This is a genomic window from Streptomyces sp. NPDC005794, assembly GCF_042871445.1.
Classification (GTDB): Bacteria; Actinomycetota; Actinomycetes; order Streptomycetales; family Streptomycetaceae; genus Streptomyces.
On sequence record NZ_JBIAIN010000006.1, the window covers coordinates 113,502 to 130,965 of the forward strand.

Here is a 17,464-nt window from a genome sequence, read left to right on the forward strand (position 1 = left end):
ACCACCCAACCGGAGGCCGTACCTTGCGCATCCTCGTCGTCAACGTCAACACCACGCAGTCGATCACCGACTCGATCGGCGAGCAGGCGGCCGGTGCCGCGTCGCCCGGCACCGAGATCGTCCCACTCACGCCCTCCTTCGGCGCGGAGTCCGTCGAGGGTAACTACGAGAGCTACCTCGCCGCCATCGCCGTGATGGAAACCGTCCGCGCCTATCCGGAGCCGTTCGACGCCGTGATCCAGGCCGGCTACGGCGAGCACGGAAGGGAAGGGCTGCAGGAACTCCTCGACGTCCCGGTCGTCGACATCACCGAGGCCGCCGCCAGCACCGCCCAGTTCCTCGGCCGCAGTTACTCCGTGGTCACGAGCCTCGACCGTACGGTCCCGCTGATCGAGGAGCGACTGCACGCCGCCGGTCTGAGTGCGCGCTGCGCCTCCGTACGGGCCAGCGGGCTCGCCGTGCTGGATCTGGAACGGGACGAGAAGGCGGCCGTCGACGCCATCGTCGAACAGGCCGCCCAGGCCGTGGAGGTCGACCGCGCGGAGGTGATCTGCCTGGGCTGCGGCGGCATGTCCGGCCTCACCGAACGCGTCGTCGAACGCACCGGGGTCCCCGTCGTCGACGGCGTGAGCGCCGCGGTGACGATCGCCGAGTCCCTCGTCCGGCTCGGGCTGACCACATCGAAGGTGCGCACCTACGCGCCGCCGCGTCCCAAGAGGTTCCTCAACTGGCCGCCTCCACAGGCGCGTTGACTAGCCCCGTGCAGAAGGTGCGGGCCGGCCGTCGGTCCCGCGCGAAGAGCAGGCTCAGAAGAGGAGGGGCATCCGGATCACGGTCGAGTCCTGCCCGCACTTCCTCACCCTGACCGCCGAGGAAGTCCCGGGCGGGGCGACCGAGTTCAAGCGCTGCCCCCGATCCGCGAGGCGACCAACCAGGACGCCCTGTGGGAAGGCTCGCCGACGGGACGATCGACTGCGTCGTCTCCGATCACTCGCCCTCCACCGCCGACCCCGAGTCCCCCGACTTCGCCTCCGCCTGGGGCGGCGTCTCCTCCCTCGGTGAGGCAGTCCGGCCGGCGATGCGCCACCTCGATGGTCTGGAGGCAGGGGAGGGGGGTGCCGGTGAGCGCGGCGAGCAGTTCCTCCCGCCGGATCTCGGCGGGATCGTGGTCCAGGGGCACCAACACCCCGTCGACCGCCACCGCGCAGCAGTTCCAGGCCGGGCAGCACCGGCCTGGGCATGTGCCACCGCAGCAGGTTCGGCGCCAGTCGGCGCAGGTCCGCCCGGAGGCGGGCGGGAATCCTCGAACGCGGTCTCGGTGAGCATCAGCACTCACCTTGCGCGGTCGGGACCCCCAAATCTGCGTACACATGGAGTAGTCATCGGCGGGAGCGTAGCCCGAACCGGCCGAGGGATCCACACCTTTTCCGAGAGCGGTCCGCCGTGCGCCGTGGCCACCGCCCCGAGGTCCCGGACCGCGGTCGTGACGCCGTCCACCGGCGGGCTGATGCCCGCTGCCGCCGAGGCCAGGACGAGCGGGAGCGGGCGTGGGCCAGGGCGGGCGTGTCGTCGTGGGCGACGCCGATCCGGGCGGCGGGGTCCACGTTGCCGAAGGCGGCGCGTACGACTGACGCAGGGGCAGGGGCAATGTCGCCCGGCACACGTGCCGAAAGGCGGGTGGTGCGCTCCTTCGGCTCCGAACTCCCGGTCTTTTCACGGACGTTGCTGCCGTACGTCGCATGGCGGAGCCTGATTCCGCAAGTGTCATGAACCTTGTCAGTTCGGTGAGGGGCGCTCTACTGTCGTGGGCAGAAAGCGCTTTCCCCTCCTGGTTCCGTCCGGTGGAAGCGTCCGTCGCGACGGCCATCGCGACGGTCGCGCACGAGCCGCCACCGGCCTGGCCCAGGGCTTCGACCAGGACGTCGACCTCGGTGGAACGACGGGTGCGCAGCACCGGTTCGCCGCTGTGGCCGACAACCTCGCACATCCGGGCCGGGTGGGTACCGCCGGCTCGATCGCATCGAGATGTACACGCACAACCGGCCTGCGGGAGCCGCCCGATGACAGACCGGCGGCCCCGGTGGCTTCGCCGTTGCGACCGCGGCATGGAGCAGCAACACAGCATGTGAAGATGAATGGGGACACGAAGATGAAACGACCAGTCGCACTGCGACTCAGCGCCGCGCTGGCCACGATGGCCGTGGCGGCCACGACCGGTGTGGTGATGTCGATGCCCGAGGCGTCCGCGGCGGTGACCGGCAGTGCCACCGGCTACGCGACCCAGAACGGCGGGACCACCGGTGGTGCCGGCGGGGAGACGGTGCGGGCCGCCACGGGCACCGCGATCCACGCGGCGCTCTGCGGGCGGGCCAGCAGCAGTACCCCGATCACCATCGAGGTCGAGGGCACGATCAACCACGGCAACACCACGAAGGTGTCGGGCGAGAGCTGCAACACGGCCGCCGGTGTCATCGAGCTCAAGCAGATCAGCAACGTCACGCTCGTCGGCGTAGGCAGCGGAGCGGTCTTCGATCAGCTGGGCATCCACATCCGTCAGTCCAGCAACATCATCATCCAGAACGTGACCGTCAAGAACGTGAAGAAGTCCGGCTCGCCCACCTCCAACGGCGGTGACGCCATCAGCATGGAGAGCGATGTCCGCAACGTCTGGGTCGACCACACGAGCCTGGAGGCGTCGGGCGGTGAGTCGGAGGGATACGACGGCCTCTTCGACATGAAGGACAACACCCAGTACGTCACGCTGTCCTACAGCACCCTGCGCAACTCCGGCCGCGGTGGCCTCATCGGGTCCAGCGAGTCCGACGTCTCGAACGGCTACGTCACCTTCCACCACAACCTGTACGAGAACCTCGACTCACGCGCACCTCTGCTGCGTGGCGGCATCGCGCACATCTACAACAACTACTACGTGAAGCTCAACGAGTCCGGTATCAACTCCCGGGCAGGCGCCAAGGCCAAGGTGGACAACAACTACTTCAAGGACTCCAAGGACGTCCTGGGCACGTTCTACACCGACGCGGCCGGATACTGGCAGGTCAGCGGGAACACCTTCGACAACGTGACCTGGTCGGCCCGGAGCGGCGACAACCAGCCCGCCGGGCCGAACCTGACGTCCAACACCACCGTCAGCATTCCCTATGCCTACAGCCTCGACGGCGCGAGCTGTGTGCCGGCGATCGTGGGCGCCACCGCCGGTGCCGGCAAGGGCCTGAAGGTGTCCGACGGCAACTGCTCGCCGCAGACGCCGGACCCGACCGACCCGACGCCGGACCCGACGGACCCCACGCCGGACCCGACCGACCCCACGCCGGACCCGACGGACCCGCCCGGCGGGACCAACCTCAGCATCGGCGCGGGCGCGGACGGTTCCAGCAAGGCCAGCGGGTCGAGCTACGGCAACGTGCGGGACGGTGACCTGGGCACCTCCTGGTCGCCGGCCGGCTCGACCGGTTCGATCTCGGTCAAGTGGGGAACCGCCACCTCCGTCTCCAAGATCAACATCCGTGAGGCGTCCGGCTCGACCGGCGGCATCGGATCCTGGAGGGTCCTCAACGGTGACACCGGCGCCGTCCTGACCTCGGGCAGCGGGGCGGGCGTCATCACGGTGCCGCAGACCTCGCTGAAGAAGATCACCTTCGACATCACCGGCTCGACCGGGACGCCGAAGATCGCCGAGTTCGAGACGTACGCCGGATAACGGCGCGCACGAGGCAGCGACGCCGGGACCGCGGCGTCGCTGCCGCACTCCCGGAACGGGGCCGTCGAACGTGATGGTCCCGTTCCGTTCCGGCAGGGGGCCGGGCGCGGCCGCCCGTTCATACACGGTGGGCCGGCGGTCAGCGCCAGTCGGGAGCGCCCGAGGCGGGGGGCAGGACGTTCTCGATCTTCGTCCGGATCTCCCGCATGACCGCCACGACCCGGGCCTCGTGCCCCTCGCTGAGCCGCGCCACCGGAACCGAGCAGCTGATGGCGTCGACGGCCGGTGAGTCGTACCGCAGGGCGAAGCCGAAGCCCGCGATGCCCGTCACCGTCTCCTCGCGGTCGATGGAGTAGCCGCGCTCGCGCACCCCGGCGAGGTCGGCGAGCAGTGTGGCGCGCTCGGTATGAGTGTTCTTCGTGCGGGACGTCAAAGGGCCCTCGGGGAGCGGGAGTTCGTCGTCCCGGCGCTCGGCGAGCAGTGCTTTGCCGAGCGCTCCGGCGTGGGCGGGGATCCGGCGGCCGACCCGGCTGATGGTGCGCGGGTATTCGTGGGACTCGCGTGTCGCGAGGTAGACGACGCTGGGGCCGTCGAGCCGGGCCAGGTGGATCGTCTCGCCGAGTGCGTCCGACGCCTCGTCGAGATAGGGGCGGGCCGCGCGCACATGCGGGTCGCTGTCCAGGTAGCTCGTCCCCGTGTGCAGGGCGCGGATGCCGATGCCGTAGAGGGCGCCCGTCGTGTCCGTGCGCACCCAGCCGCAGTCGATGAGGGTCCGCAGCAGCTGGTACATGCTGCTGCGCGGCACACTCAGTTCCTCGGCGAGTTCGTCCAGGCGGGCCGGCCGGTCGCCCCGGGCGGCGAGGAGTTCGAGCAGCGCGACGGTGCGGGACGCCGACTTCACCCCACGGACCCCGCTGTTCTCCGGCATGCGCCTCATCTTAAATCCGCGCTGTCACACCCATTGACCGCGCCGCGTTCACCCGCCTAGCCTCCGTTCTCATACATGTACGCCATCTGCATATGAGGATGAGATTTGTGGAGCGGTTCAGTGCGGACACCGATGACGTCACTCAGCGACTGCGGGACGGAATGGCGGGCGGGGTGCTGGCCTTCCCCCTCACCAGCTTCCGGGACGACGGCAGCCTCGACCTGGAGTCGTACCGGGCCTATCTGACCGCGCAGGTGGCCACCGCCCCCGGTGCGTTGTTCCCGGCCTGCGGAACGGGCGAGTTCGGCGCGCTGGACGAGGACGAGTACCGGGCGGTCGTCCGGGCCGCCGTCGAGGCCGCCGACGGCCGGCTTCCCGTGGTGGCGGGCACCGGCTACGGCTGGGCTCAGGCACTGCGCTTCGCCCGTATCGCGGAGGAGGCCGGAGCCGACGCCCTGCTGGTCATGCCCCACTACCTCGTCGCGGCCCCGCAGGACGGTCTGGTCGAGCAGCTGCGCCGGATCGCGGCCGGCACGCGGCTGCCGCTGATCGCGTACCAGCGCGGCCAGGTCACCTTCACCGCCGAGGGGGTGCGCCGGATCGCCGAGATCCCCACCGTCATCGGCCTCAAGGACGGGCACAGCGACCTCGACCGGCTCCAGCGCCTCACCCTCGCCGCACCTGACGGGTTCCTCTTCTTCAACGGCGCGGCGACCGCCGAGATCCAGGCGCGCGCGTACGCGACCGTCGGCGTCCCCGCCTACTCCTCGGCCGTCCACGCGTTCGCGCCCGAGATCGCCGACGCCTTCTTCACCGCTCTGCGGGCCGGCGACGACGCGGTGACCCAGAAGCTGCTGCGCGACTTCTACGTCCCACTGGTCGAGCTGCGCGACCGGGTCCCGGGCTACGCCGTGTCCCTGGTGAAGGCCGCGGCCCGGCTGCGGGGCCTGCCGGTGGGCCCCGTACGCGCCCCGCTCACCGATCCCGGCCCGGCCGACCTCGCCGACCTGGAGAAGATCCTCGACGCCGGGCTGGAACTGGTCGGCGCCACACGCCGCCGTACCGCCTGAACCGTGCCCCCACCGCCCCGGCCGGCGGCTCCCGCCCAGGGGCCGACGCGGGCCGGCGGTTCGACCGCCCGACAGACCGACAGTTCAAAGGGGAACTGACATGCCGCTCGTCGTGGTCGGGATCAGCGTTCTCGTGCTGCTGCTCCTGATGACCCGTATGAAACTCAACGGATTCGCCGCACTCCTGCTCGTGGCCGTGGGCGTAGCCCTGGTCCAGGGGATCCCCGCGATCGAGATCCCGGACGTCCTCTCGGCGGGCATCGGGGACCAGATCGGCGACACCATGCTCACCATCGGCCTCGGCGCCATGGTCGGCCGGGTCATGGGGGACTCCGGAGCGGCCCAGCGGATCGCGGGCAGGCTCCTCGAGGCCTTCGGGCCGCGCGGGGTCCAGCTGGCCATGGTGGTCACGTCCATGCTCATCGGCGTGACCATGTTCTACGAGGTCGCCTTCATCATCATCGTGCCGATCGCGTTCACGCTCGTCAGGGTCACCGGGGTGAACCTGCTCTGGGTGGGTCTGCCGATGTCGATCTCCCTGTCCACGATGCACAGCTTCCTGCCGCCGCACCCCGGTCCCACCGCCGTGGCCGCGACCTTCCACGCCTCCGTCGGCCACACCCTCTTCTACGGCCTCTTCATCGCCGTACCGGCCGGTGCGCTGATCGCGCTGCTCTGGCCGCGCCTGCCGTTCGTCAAGGCGATGAACCCCTCCATGCCCACGGGCCTGGTCAGTGAGCGTGAGTTCACCGACGAGGAGATGCCCGGCATGGGCTGGTCGCTGTTCGTGGCCCTGTTCCCGGTGGTGCTGATCGCCGGCGCGGCCGTGACCGACATGCTCACGACCGGCGAGAGCCCCTTCCTGCACGGGATCGCCTTCATCGGCTCGGCACCGATCGCACTCCTGCTGGCCCTCCTCCTGGCGGCCTGGGCGTTCGGACCGAGGATCGGCCGCAGTCTGGCCGACGTCAGCGCCTCCTGTACGTCGGCGGCCAAGGCGATGGCGATGATCCTCCTCGTCATCGGCGCGGGCGGCGCCTTCAAGAACGTCCTCGTCGAAGGCGGGATATCCGACTACATCAAGGACATCACCGAGCACTGGTCGATCTCGCCGATCATCCTGGCCTGGCTCATCGCCGCCATCCTGCGCATCGCGCTCGGCTCCGCGACCGTCGCCGTGGTCACCGCCTCCGGTGTGGTGCTGCCGCTCCTGGCGGGCAGCGGCGTCCACCCCGAGATGATGGTGCTCGCCGTCTCCTGCGGATCGATCGCCTTCTCCCACGTCAACGACCCGGGATTCTGGCTGTTCAAGGAGTACTTCAACCTCTCGGTCATCCAGGCGATCAAGGTCCGCACCGGCTACACGACGGTGCTCGCCGTCCTCGGCCTCGGCGGCGTCCTGGCGGTCGAGTGGGCCCTCGACGTCCTGAGCCTCTGAAACCCTCCGCTCCCGGCCCGCCGCCCTCTCCTCCGCACCCAAGGAACCCGACAAGCATGAACCAGCCGACCATCACCCACTTCGCCGTCTATCCCGTCGCCGGACGCGACTGCATGGAGCTGAACCTCTCCGGCGCCCACGGCCCCTTCTTCACCCGCAACATCGTCGTCCTCAAGGACTCCGAGGGCCGTACGGGACTGGGGGAGGTGCCCGGCGGCGAGAAGATCACCCGGACCCTGCGGGATTCCGAGTCACTGGTCCTCGGCGCGAAGGTGGGCGACTACAAGCGCGTCCTGGGCGAGATCGGGAGCCGGTTCGCGGACCGCGACTCGGGCGGACGAGGTGCCCAGACCTTCGACCTGCGGACCACCGTGCACGCCGTCACCGCCGTCGAGTCGGCCCTGCTCGACCTGCTGGGCCAGCACCTCGACGTGCCGGTCGCGGCGCTGCTGGGTGACGGCCTGCAACGGGACTCCGTACGGGTGCTGGGCTATCTCTTCTACGTCGGCGACCCCGGCCGCACCGACCTGGAGTACGTCCGCGAACCCGGCTCCGACGTCGACTGGTACCGCATCCGGCACGAGGAGGCCCTCACCCCCGAGGCGATCGTCCGCCAGGCCGAGGCCGCCTACGACCTCTACGGTTTCCGGGACTTCAAGCTCAAGGGCGGAGTCCTCGCGGGCGCGGAGGAGGTCCGGGCCGTACGCGCGCTCAAGGACCGCTTCCCCGCCGCGCGGATCACCCTGGACCCCAACGGTGCCTGGTCACTGCGGGAGGCGGTCGAGCTGTGCTCCCCACTCGTGGGCACGCTCGCCTACGCCGAGGACCCCTGCGGGGCGGAGGACGGCTACTCGGGGCGCGAGGTCCTCGCCGAGTTCCGCCGCGCGACGGGACTGCCGACCGCGACCAACATGATCGCCACCGACTGGCGGCAGCTGACCCACGCCCTCGCCCTGCAGTCCGTGTCCATCCCACTGGCCGACCCGCACTTCTGGACCATGCAGGGCTCGGTGCGGGTGGCCCAGTTGTGCAACGCGATGGGCCTGACCTGGGGATGCCACTCCAACAACCACTTCGACATCTCACTCGCCATGATCACGCACTGCGGTGCCGCCGCCCCGGGTGAGTACAACGCCCTGGACACGCACTGGATCTGGCAGGAGGGCCTGGAGCGGCTCACCGTCAGCCCGCCGCGCATCGCCGACGGAGAGATCGCCGTCCCCGACGCCCCCGGCCTGGGCGTCGAACTCGACATGGACCGCCTCCTCGCGGCCCACGAGCTCTACCTGGACAAGGCGCTGGGCGCCCGGGACGACGCGGACGCCATGCAGTACCTCGTCCCCGGCTGGACGTTCGACGCCAAGCGGCCCTGCCTGGTGCGGTAGGTGCTGTCCGGCTGCGAGGCCGGCGTCGGGGCAGACGTCACGGCCACCGACGGCGAGTCCGGCAGGAGCCGGAGCTCGCCGTCCTGGCGGTACGGCCCGTCAGGACGCCAGGGCCGCCGTTGCCATGAGCTCCTTCGTCCACCGGCGCACGGCCTCGGTGAGCTCGCGCGCCTCGCGCCGACCGGCGAGGCCCAGCAGGCCGGTGAGGCTGTCGGCCAGGTCCAGTTGCTGCGCCGTGGGCCTCCAGCGGGGCACGGGCTCGACGCTGTTGGTCAGGCCCGTCAGGACGACGTCCCGGACCTTCAGCGGTGAGCGCGGTGCGTGGCGTGGGTCGACGTGGCCGACGTACGTACGCAACTGGCGCAGGTCGACCCGCCCCAGCTCGTGTCCCAGGACCTCGACCGTGCCACGGGTGGGGTGGGTGAGGGCTCCGAGGAGGCTGAGCAGCGTGCTCTTGCCCGCGCCGTTGGCGCCGAGGAGGGCCCAGTGCTCGCCGGCCCGCACGGTCAGTGACACCGCGCTCAGAATCGGGTTCCCGTCGCGCACGAGGTCCACGTCGCGCACACGGAGCACCGGGGGTGTGTCCGTCGGCGTCATCGGGGCTGCGCTCCGGACCGGTTGACGGCGGCCAGCACCGCGTGGACGGAGGCGGCCAGGACCGAGGTGTCCCAGCCGGCCCCCCAGCAGGTGACCCCGTCCACGCGGCACGTCGGCGCACGGACGACGACCTCGCCGGCCTCACCACTGCCCTGGCCGGACGCCGTGCCGCCGTGGTCGCGGGCGACGCCGCGTTCGTCGACGCGGACATCGCCCTGCACGCCGCCGTGGTCGCGGCAGCCCACAACCCCGTGCTCGGCGCTGTTCACCGCATTCGTCCCCGCGCTGCGCAGGGGGCTGATCGACATGCTCGAGCTGCTCGACCTGCGCTCCGAGGACCCGAACCACGGCGACGACGGCCACGCCGCGCTGGTGGACGCCGTGGCACGGGGGGACGGCGACGCGGCGGGCCGTACGCTGCGCGAGGAACTGGAGCAGACGCTGGCCGGGCTCGCGTCGACGGAGTGAGGATGTGCCGGTGGTGGGAACGACGTCGCCCAGGATCCGTGTCGCCGCCTATGTGATCCGTCGTCGCGCGGTCGCGGAGCTTCTCGTGTTCGACCACGTCGGCATGCCCGGGGCCGGAACCCAGGTGCCCGCAGGGGGAGTCGAGCCGGGCGAGGAACTGCCGGCCGCTGTTCTGCGGGAGGTCGCCGAGGAGACCGGCCTGCTGACCGCCACCGTGGTCCGGCGGATCGCTGTGGAGGACAGGCCGCACCCGGAGACACGGCAGCCGCGCCGGACCACCTTCTTCCTGCTGCGGGCGCCGGTGGACACCCCTGACGCGTGGCGTCACCGGGTCGGGGGCGACGATGCCGACGCGGGCCTCGTCTTCGCCTGCCGCTTCGTGCCCCTGCCACCGCGACAGCCCTTGGCCGACGGGCAGGACGCGTGGCTGGGACACGTCGAGGACTGAGGCGCGTCAGTGCCCGTGGCCCCCGGTTCCGGGGTCGCTCGAGGAGCCGTCCTCGTGCCCGTCCGAGGGAGTGGCCGGAGAGGGCGTCCCCGTCGCCGCTCCGGACGGCACGGTGAACGCCGCGGTCCGGACGGTGCCGTTGTGCTTGAAGTCCAGGAACAGCCGGTAGGTGGCGGAGCTGGGCGCCGTCGCCGTGAAGGAGATGTCCGGCCCGGGCTCGGTCGAGCCGTCGCCGGGTTCGCCGTCGGGGTGGACATGCAGATAGGCGAGGTCACCGGCGCGCAGGGCGACGAGATGGCCGTACGCGCCCAGATAGGGCTGCAGGTCGGAGACGGGGCGGCCGTCCTTCCGCACGGTGAAGGTGACGTGCCCCGGCGCGCCGGGGCGCAGGGTGCCGTTCAGGGAGACCGTGTACCCGTCGACCGTCGTCGTCAGGGCGGGCTTCGGGAGTTCCGCCGCCTTGTACGGCCCGGAGACGGCCAGATCCGCACCCAGGGTCAGGTTGCCCGCGTTCCTGCCGGCGGGCGTGAAGTCCGCGAAGACCCGGTAGTCGCCCGCTGCGGGCAGCTCGACGGGGGTGCTCCAGGTGCCGTCGGCCGCCCGGGTGGGATGCAGGTGGCGGTAGGTGGCCAGGTCGCGTGAGGCGAGGATCAGATGGAGTTCCTTGTCGTGCTCGCGCTGGAACGCCGTGACCTGTCGGCCGGCCCGGTCGCGGATGGCGAAGCGCAGCTCGCTCCGCTGCTCCGCCTTCACGCGCGGGGTCCTGAGGTCGAGCGTGTAACCGCCCTCGGAGATCTGGAGCCCCCCGGCGGGCGGGTCTGCGCGGTCTTCGTCCGCAGGGGGCGCCGCGCTCTCCGTACGCCCGGAGCGCTCGGAGGCGCTGGTGGTCCCGGTCTCGGGGCCGACGGTGAGGCCGATGCCGTAGGCGGCGCCGAACGACGCCGCGAGTGCGGCGGTGAACGCAGTGATCTTCGCGGCGGGGTTCATGGCTGCTCCTGTGCTCTCTGTGCGGAGGGCCCGTGCGGGTCCGACACCCCGACCGTATACCCGCTGGGGGTATGCGCAAGCCGACCCGGCGGGACTTGTCATGCATACGGGTAGGGGGTATACCTGAGCCGAAGACGGATACCCATGAGGGGTATACTGGGTCCCGTTCGGACGAGGAGCAGGCAATGACTTCCACGACTTCTGGCGCCACCCGGGTGGAGCTCGCCATCGGCGGCATGACCTGTGCCTCGTGCGCGGCACGGATCGAGAAGAAGCTCAACCGCATGGAAGGCGTCGAGGCCACCGTCAACTACGCCACGGAGAAGGCCAGGGTCGAGTTCGCCGAGGACATCTCGGTCGACGACCTGATCGCCACCGTCGAGGCTACGGGCTACACCGCCCAGCCGCCGGCCCCGCCCCGCCCCGAGCCCGGCGAAGCCGGTGCGCCCACCGGGGGGCAGGGCGAGGACGAGCACGCCGACGTCGAGCTACGGACCTTGCGCCAGCGGCTCCTCACCGCGGTCCTGCTCGCCGCACCGGTCATCGCGATGGCGATGATCCCGGCCCTCCAGTTCGCGTACTGGCAGTGGCTCTCCCTCACGCTCGCCGCCCCGGTCGTCACCTACGCGGCCTGGCCCTTCCACCGTGCCGCCTGGACCAACGCCAGACACGGTGCGGCCACGATGGACACCCTGATCTCGGTCGGCACGTCGGCCGCGTTCCTGTGGTCGCTGTGGGCGCTCTTCTTCGGAACGGCCGGGATGCCGGGCATGACGCATCCCTTCGAGTTCACGATCTCCCGCAGTGACGGCGCGGGGAACATCTACCTGGAGGCCGCCGCCGGTGTCACGGCCTTCATCCTGGCCGGCCGGTACTTCGAGGCCCGCTCGAAGCGCAAGGCCGGCGCCGCGCTCAAGGCGCTGCTGGAGCTGGGGGCCAAGGAAGTCACCGTGCTGCGCGAGGGCCGTGAGATCACGCTGCCCACCGCGGGTCTGAGCGTCGGGGACCGCTTCCTGGTCCGCCCCGGCGAGAAGATCGCCACGGACGGGACCGTGGTCGAGGGTTCCTCCGCCGTCGACGTCTCGATGCTCACCGGAGAGTCGGTGCCCGTCGAGGTCGCCGCCGGTGACTCCGTCACCGGTGCGACGCTCAACGCAGGCGGCCGCCTGGTCGTCGAGGCCACCAGGGTCGGTGCCGACACCCAGCTGGCCCGGATGGCCGCACTCGTGGAGGAGGCCCAGAACGGCAAGGCCGCCGCCCAGCGCCTGGCCGACCGGATCTCCGCGGTGTTCGTGCCGGTCGTCATCGGGCTGGCGCTCGCGACACTCGGCTTCTGGCTCGGCTCGGGCGCCGGACTCACCGCGGCCTTCACGGCGGCCGTCGCCGTACTGATCATCGCCTGCCCCTGCGCACTGGGCCTGGCCACGCCCACCGCCCTGCTGGTCGGCACCGGACGCGGGGCCCAGCTCGGCATCCTGATCAAGGGGCCGGAGGTCCTGGAGACCACCCGCCGGGTCGACACGATCCTCCTCGACAAGACGGGCACCGTCACCACCGGCCGTATGACGCTGCTGAAGGTCCACACCACGGGGTCCACGGACGAGGCCGACGTGCTGCGCCTCGCGGGCGCACTGGAGCACTCCTCCGAACACCCGATCGCCCGGGCCGTCGCCGAGGGCGCCGCCGGGACGGTGGGCGTGCTGCCCGCTCCCGAGGACTTCGCCAACATCCCGGGCCTCGGAGTCCAGGGCGTCGTCGAGGGCCACGCCGTGCTCGTCGGCCGCGAGAAGCTGCTGGCCGAATGGGCGATCGAGCTTCCCGAAGAGCTCAGGACCGCGAAGGACACGGCCGAGAAGGACGGGAGGACCGTGATCGCGGTGGCCTGGGACGGCGAGGCGCGCGCGGTCCTGGAGGTCGCCGACGCGGTCAAGGAGACCAGTGCCGAAGCGGTCCGGCGGCTGCGCGCCCTCGGGCTGACGCCCGTCCTGCTGACCGGCGACAACAAGGCGGTCGCGGCGTCCGTCGCGGCCGAGGTGGGCATCGACGAGGTCATCGCCGAGGTCATGCCGCAGGACAAGGCCGAGGTCGTCAGGAAGCTCCAGGCGGAAGGACGCAGCGTCGCCATGGTCGGCGACGGCGTCAACGACGCCGCCGCGCTCGCCCAGGCGGACCTGGGCCTGTCCATGGGGACCGGCACGGACGCCGCCATCGAGGCCGGCGACCTGACCCTCGTACGCGGTGACCTGCGGGTGGCCGCCGACGCGATCCGGCTCTCCCGCAGGACGCTGGGCACGATCCGCTCGAATCTCTTCTGGGCCTTCGCCTACAACGTGGCAGCCCTGCCGCTCGCCGCGGCCGGCCTGCTCAACCCCATGATCGCCGGAGCGGCCATGGCCTTCTCCTCGGTCTTCGTCGTCGGCAACAGCCTGCGCCTGCGCGGCTTCCGCGCCGCCTGAGGCCGGTCCGGGCGCCCCGTGCCCCGCCGCCGCAGCACGCGGGAGCGGGGCACGGGGCGTTGCGGTTTGCGTCCGACGGGCCAGGGCGGCAGGGTTCGGGCGTGGCCACTCTGCTGATCGTGCATCACACGCCCTCGCCCAACTGCCAGGCGCTGTTCGAAGCGGTGGTCTCCGGCGCGACGACGGAGGACATCGAAGGCGTACGCGTCGTGCGGCGAGCGGCGCTCTCCGCCACGGCGTCCGACGTACTCGCCGCCGACGGCTATCTGCTCGGCACCCCGGCGAACCTCGGGTACATGTCCGGTGCCCTGAAGCACTTCTTCGACCAGGTCTACTACCCGTGCCTGGACGGGACGAAGGGCCGGCCGTTCGGCTACTACGTGCACGGCGGGAACGACGTCACCGGCGCCGTGCGCGGCATCGAGACGATCACCACGGGCCTCGGATGGCGCCGTACGGCCGACGCCGTGACCGTCACCGGTGAGCCGGGCAAGGCCGACACCGAGGCCTGCTGGGAACTCGGTGCGACGCTCGCCGCCGGACTGATGGACTGACGGAGCTATCGCGGGACGAGGGTCGCCTCGGTCGCCTTCACCCCGGTCCAGACCGGTACCCCTTCGGCCAGGCGGAGTTCGGCGGCGGCCTGCGGGGTGATCTCCGCGACGAGATCGGGTGCCTCGGCGGAGGAGATCAGGACGCGCAGCCGGCTGCCGGCGGCGGTGATCTCGCGGACCGTACCCGGCCAGACGTTACGCGGGCTGCCGCTCGGCCTGTCGCGGTGGACGGAGACGGCTTCGGGGCCGATGACCGCGAGGGCGGGGGTGCCCGGGGGCAGCGGTTCCGCGGCGACGAGACGGCCTCCGCCGGACAGCCGGAGGCCCTCGGCCGTGGCCGTGCCCGGCCAGGCGTTGCGGCCGAGCATCCGGGCGACCCAGGGGGAGCGCGGGTGGCGGGTGACCTCGCCGGGCGGTGCGTCCTGCAGGGCCCGGCCCTCGTCGAGCACGAGGACGCGGTCGGCCAGCGAGACGGCCTCGACGGGATCGTGCGTGACGATCAGGCAGACGCCCCCGAAGCCGTCGAGGTGGGTGCGCAGGGTGTGGCGTACCTGGGCACGGGTGGTCTGGTCGAGGGCGGCGAGCGGCTCGTCCAGGAGCAGCAGCCGGGGACGCGCGGCCAGCGCGCGGGCGAGCGCGACGCGCTGTGCCTGGCCGCCGGAGAGCTGGGCGGGCTCACGGGCGGCGAGGTGCCCGACACCGAGACGGTCGAGCCACTGCCGGGCGCTCCGCCGGGCCTCGGTGCGCGGTACACCCTGGGCACGGAGCCCGTAGGCGGTGTTGGCCAGCGCGGAGAGGTGCGGGAAGAGGGCGCCGTCCTGGGGGACCCACGCCACGCCCCGCCGGTGCGGCGGCAGGCCGCCGGTGTCGGTGTTCCCGAGGCGCAGAGCGGCGTGGGCGCGGGGCGTCAGGCCGAGGAGCGCGCGCAGCAGGGTCGTCTTGCCAGCGCCGTTCGGGCCGACGACGGCGATCGTCGTGCCCGGTTCCGCGTCGAGGGTGAGCTGGGTGAAGCCGGTGACCTCGGCGTGCAGCGGCCAGCTCTCGCGGGGAGCGGGGACCACGGAGGAGGCCGGCGGACCGTCCGTGGGTGGCTCCGCGCCGGGCTCCTCGACGGGGCGGTGCGAGGGCGCGGTGGAGCGGGGCGCGCCGGCCCAGCGTCCGCGCAGGGCGACCAGCACGGCCATGGCGACGGCGAGCAGGAGCAGAGAGACGGAGGTGGCCGCCTCGGGGGAGTCCTGGAGCAGCAGGTACACCTGCAGGGGCAGGGTCTGGGTGGTGCCCGGCAGATTGCCGGCGAAGGTGATGGTCGCGCCGAACTCACCCAGCGCCCGGGCCCAGGTCAGTGCCGCGCCCGCGGCCAGGCCGGGGGCGACCATGGGCAGGGTCACGGTGAAGAACACCCGCACCGGGGAGGCGCCCAGGGACGCGGCCGTCTCCTCGTACCGTGGATGCAGACCGCCCAGGGCGCCTTCGAGGCTGATGACGAGGAACGGCATCGCGACGAAGGTCGCGGCGAGGACCGCGCCCGAGGTGTGGAACGGCAGGGTGATCCCGAACGTGCCCTCCAGCCAGGGCCCGAGGAGCCCCCGCCGGCCGAACGCCAGCAGCAGCGCCACGCCGCCCACGGTCGGCGGCAGGACCATCGGCAGCAGGACGAGCGAGCGTACGAGGGCCTTGCCGCGGAAGTCGACGCGGGCCAGCAGCCAGGCCAGGGGCACGCCCAGCACGAGCGAGAGCCCGAGAGCCCAGGCGGAGACGAGCAGCGACAGCTTCAGGGCCTGTGTGGTGCCGGGACTCGTCAGGTGCGCGCCGAGCTCGCCCCAGGACGTCCGTGCCAGGACGCCGGCCAGCGGCAGCACCAGGAACACGACGGCGAGCAGTGCGGGAATCGCCAGAGCGAGCGGGGCGCGGGGCCCCGACGGTCGGCTGCGGAGCTGTTTCAACGCGTTCCCCTACGGGTCCGGCCTGGCCGGGTCACGGCTTCTGGAAGCCCGCGGCCTGGAGGATCTTCTGCGCCTCGGGTGTGGACAGCCAGGACACGAACGTGGCTGCGGCCTCGGTGTTCCCGGACGACTTCAGTGTCGCGGCCGGATAGGACGCGATGGCGTTCTGCGCGTCCGGGATGTCGATCGCGTCGACCTTGCCGGTGGCGGTGGCGGCATCCGTCCGGTAGACGAGGCCGGCGTCGGCCTCCCCGAGCTCGACCTTGCTGAGGACGGCACGGACGTTGGGCTCCTGGGAGACCGGCTTCACGTCGATCCTCCGGGCGTCCAGGATCTCCTTGCCGTAGCGGCCGACGGGCACCTCGGGGGCGGCCAGGACCACCTTGAGCGCGGGATCGGCGAGATCCGTGAGGCTCCGCACCTTCTCGGGGTTCCCTTCGCCGGTGGCGATGACCAGGCGGTTCTTCGCGATGACCGTCGGCTTGCCGGTGTCCGCCGTCAGCCCGTCCGTGGTCCTGGTGTCGGCGGTGACCAGCGCGTCCGCGGGAGCGCCCTGCCTGACCTGGGCGGCGAGCTCCTGCGACCCGGCGAAGGAGAACGTCACCGTGGTGCCGGGGTGCCCCTTCTCGTACGCGGCACCGGCGGTCGCGAAGACGTCGGTCAGCGAGGAGGCGGCCAGCACGGTCAGCTCGGTCTCCGGCGCGGCGGAGTCCTTGCCGTCGTCGCCGCACGCGGCCAGGGTGGCGAGCAGGGCCGCCGAAAGGACCGCGGCGCCGGCCCGGCGGCCGGTGAGGGGGAAGGGCATCAGGGGAACTCCTCGGTAGGAGCCGCCGTCGTCGGCGGCGGCTGCCGCGTCAGGCGCGGTCGATGTGCACGCTGGTCGACTTCACACGAGCCGTGGCCTGCACGCCGACCTCGAGTCCCAGCTCCTCCACGGCTTCCCGGGTGAGGAGCGAGACGAGGCGGTGCGGGCCGGCCTGGATCTCGACCTGGGCCGCGACGTCACCGAGCTTCACCGCGGTGACGATGCCCGGGAAGGCGTTGCGCGCGGAGGTGTAGGGGACCTCGTCCTCGCCGGGGCCGGCCTGGGCGACCTCGATCGAGAAGGCGGCCAGGTCACGGCCGTCGATGAGACGGCGCCCGCCCTCGTCGCGATGGGTCGCGACCCTGCCGGCGTCGGCCCAGCGGCGGGCGGTGTCCGGGCTCACGCCGAGGAGACGTGCCGCCTGGCCGATGGTGTAGGACTGCATATGCGACACGATAGGGGGATCACACTCGTATTTACAACGTTCTCACGTTCTTCTTCCTCGCAGATGCGATGCCGGATGTGCCGCGCGGGACGTTTCCCGGGCAGGTGCGCGCCGCAGCGGCTTTGCGCCAATTCCGGGGTCTCGCGGAGCCGTGCGCCCAGGTTCCCGGAGCCGACAGGCCATGCGGGGGCAACAGGCGCCGGAAGCCGGACCGCTGCCGAC

General features: G+C 71.8%; 13 protein-coding genes and 3 pseudogenes. 10 read left to right on the forward strand and 6 right to left on the reverse strand.

Features of this window, described 5'->3' with window-relative positions:
• The first annotated feature begins 23 nt into the window (after nucleotides 1–23).
• From ACFYQ5_RS11730 to ACFYQ5_RS11740, 3 genes and pseudogenes are all read left to right on the forward strand, one after another.
• Nucleotides 24–752, forward strand: a complete 729-nt coding sequence (locus ACFYQ5_RS11730) for an aspartate/glutamate racemase family protein (RefSeq protein ID WP_389196525.1) — start codon at nucleotides 24–26, stop codon at nucleotides 750–752.
• Nucleotides 753–810: 58 nt separating this feature from the next.
• Nucleotides 811–1,057 (forward strand): annotated as a pseudogene (locus ACFYQ5_RS11735) (allantoinase); the annotation flags it as partial.
• 1,092 nt (nucleotides 1,058–2,149) lie between these two features.
• Nucleotides 2,150–3,718: a polysaccharide lyase family 1 protein gene (locus ACFYQ5_RS11740; RefSeq protein ID WP_389196527.1), complete on the forward strand. Its 1,569-nt coding sequence runs from the start codon at nucleotides 2,150–2,152 to the stop codon at nucleotides 3,716–3,718.
• A 139-nt stretch (nucleotides 3,719–3,857) separates the two neighbouring features.
• Here ACFYQ5_RS11740 and ACFYQ5_RS11745 read toward each other — a convergent pair whose 3' ends face one another.
• Nucleotides 3,858–4,646 (reverse strand): IclR family transcriptional regulator, encoded by a 789-nt coding sequence (locus tag ACFYQ5_RS11745; RefSeq protein WP_389196529.1) that lies wholly within the window; start codon nucleotides 4,644–4,646, stop codon nucleotides 3,858–3,860.
• Nucleotides 4,647–4,753: 107 nt separating this feature from the next.
• On the opposite strand from ACFYQ5_RS11745, the gene ACFYQ5_RS11750 reads away from it, so the two are divergent.
• The 3 genes from ACFYQ5_RS11750 to ACFYQ5_RS11760 all read left to right on the forward strand — a co-directional run bounded on the left by ACFYQ5_RS11750 (nucleotide 4,754) and on the right by ACFYQ5_RS11760 (nucleotide 8,539).
• Nucleotides 4,754–5,716 (forward strand): 5-dehydro-4-deoxyglucarate dehydratase, encoded by a 963-nt coding sequence (locus ACFYQ5_RS11750; RefSeq protein ID WP_389196531.1) that lies wholly within the window; start codon nucleotides 4,754–4,756, stop codon nucleotides 5,714–5,716.
• Between the two features lie 100 nt (nucleotides 5,717–5,816).
• Nucleotides 5,817–7,154, forward strand: coding sequence for a gluconate:H+ symporter (locus ACFYQ5_RS11755; protein ID WP_389196533.1), 1,338 nt, complete (start codon nucleotides 5,817–5,819; stop codon nucleotides 7,152–7,154).
• A 56-nt stretch (nucleotides 7,155–7,210) separates the two neighbouring features.
• Complete coding sequence (locus ACFYQ5_RS11760; protein WP_389196535.1) at nucleotides 7,211–8,539, forward strand: enolase C-terminal domain-like protein; 1,329 nt, start codon at nucleotides 7,211–7,213, stop codon at nucleotides 8,537–8,539.
• A 165-nt stretch (nucleotides 8,540–8,704) separates the two neighbouring features.
• Here ACFYQ5_RS11760 and ACFYQ5_RS11765 read toward each other — a convergent pair.
• A pseudogene (locus tag ACFYQ5_RS11765) lies at nucleotides 8,705–9,136 on the reverse strand (ATP-binding cassette domain-containing protein); the annotation flags it as partial.
• A gap of 104 nt (nucleotides 9,137–9,240) precedes the next feature.
• Here ACFYQ5_RS11765 and ACFYQ5_RS11770 point away from each other — a divergent pair.
• Together ACFYQ5_RS11770 and ACFYQ5_RS11775 are read left to right on the forward strand one after the other, a co-directional pair.
• Nucleotides 9,241–9,604 (forward strand): annotated as a pseudogene (locus ACFYQ5_RS11770) (FCD domain-containing protein); the annotation flags it as partial.
• Nucleotides 9,605–9,614: 10 nt separating this feature from the next.
• On the forward strand, nucleotides 9,615–10,052 hold the full coding sequence (locus ACFYQ5_RS11775) for an NUDIX domain-containing protein (RefSeq protein WP_389196536.1): 438 nt from the start codon (nucleotides 9,615–9,617) through the stop codon (nucleotides 10,050–10,052).
• A gap of 6 nt (nucleotides 10,053–10,058) precedes the next feature.
• Here the strand turns inward: ACFYQ5_RS11775 and ACFYQ5_RS11780 are convergent, their stop codons facing one another.
• Nucleotides 10,059–11,039, reverse strand: a complete 981-nt coding sequence (locus ACFYQ5_RS11780) for a hypothetical protein (protein ID WP_389196538.1) — start codon at nucleotides 11,037–11,039, stop codon at nucleotides 10,059–10,061.
• Nucleotides 11,040–11,224: 185 nt separating this feature from the next.
• Between ACFYQ5_RS11780 and ACFYQ5_RS11785 the strand changes: the two genes are divergently transcribed.
• Together ACFYQ5_RS11785 and ACFYQ5_RS11790 are read left to right on the forward strand one after the other, a co-directional pair.
• Nucleotides 11,225–13,495, forward strand: coding sequence for a heavy metal translocating P-type ATPase (locus tag ACFYQ5_RS11785; protein WP_389196540.1), 2,271 nt, complete (start codon nucleotides 11,225–11,227; stop codon nucleotides 13,493–13,495).
• 101 nt (nucleotides 13,496–13,596) lie between these two features.
• Entirely contained in the window at nucleotides 13,597–14,049 is a 453-nt protein-coding gene (locus ACFYQ5_RS11790; protein ID WP_104789696.1) for a flavodoxin family protein, read from the forward strand.
• A gap of 5 nt (nucleotides 14,050–14,054) precedes the next feature.
• Here the strand turns inward: ACFYQ5_RS11790 and ACFYQ5_RS11795 are convergent, their stop codons facing one another.
• The 3 genes from ACFYQ5_RS11795 to ACFYQ5_RS11805 are packed head-to-tail and all read right to left on the reverse strand — an operon-like array spanning nucleotide 14,055 to nucleotide 17,242.
• A complete protein-coding gene (locus ACFYQ5_RS11795) occupies nucleotides 14,055–15,992 on the reverse strand; it encodes an ABC transporter permease (RefSeq protein ID WP_389196541.1) in 1,938 nt (645 codons plus the stop codon).
• A 31-nt stretch (nucleotides 15,993–16,023) separates the two neighbouring features.
• On the reverse strand, nucleotides 16,024–16,797 hold the full coding sequence (gene modA / locus ACFYQ5_RS11800; protein WP_389196543.1) for a molybdate ABC transporter substrate-binding protein: 774 nt from the start codon (nucleotides 16,795–16,797) through the stop codon (nucleotides 16,024–16,026).
• A 49-nt stretch (nucleotides 16,798–16,846) separates the two neighbouring features.
• The gene (locus tag ACFYQ5_RS11805; RefSeq protein WP_389196545.1) at nucleotides 16,847–17,242 is read right to left on the reverse strand and encodes a molybdopterin-binding protein; all 396 of its coding nucleotides are present in this window, start codon (nucleotides 17,240–17,242) and stop codon (nucleotides 16,847–16,849) included.
• Between the last annotated feature and the right edge of the window lie 222 nt (nucleotides 17,243–17,464).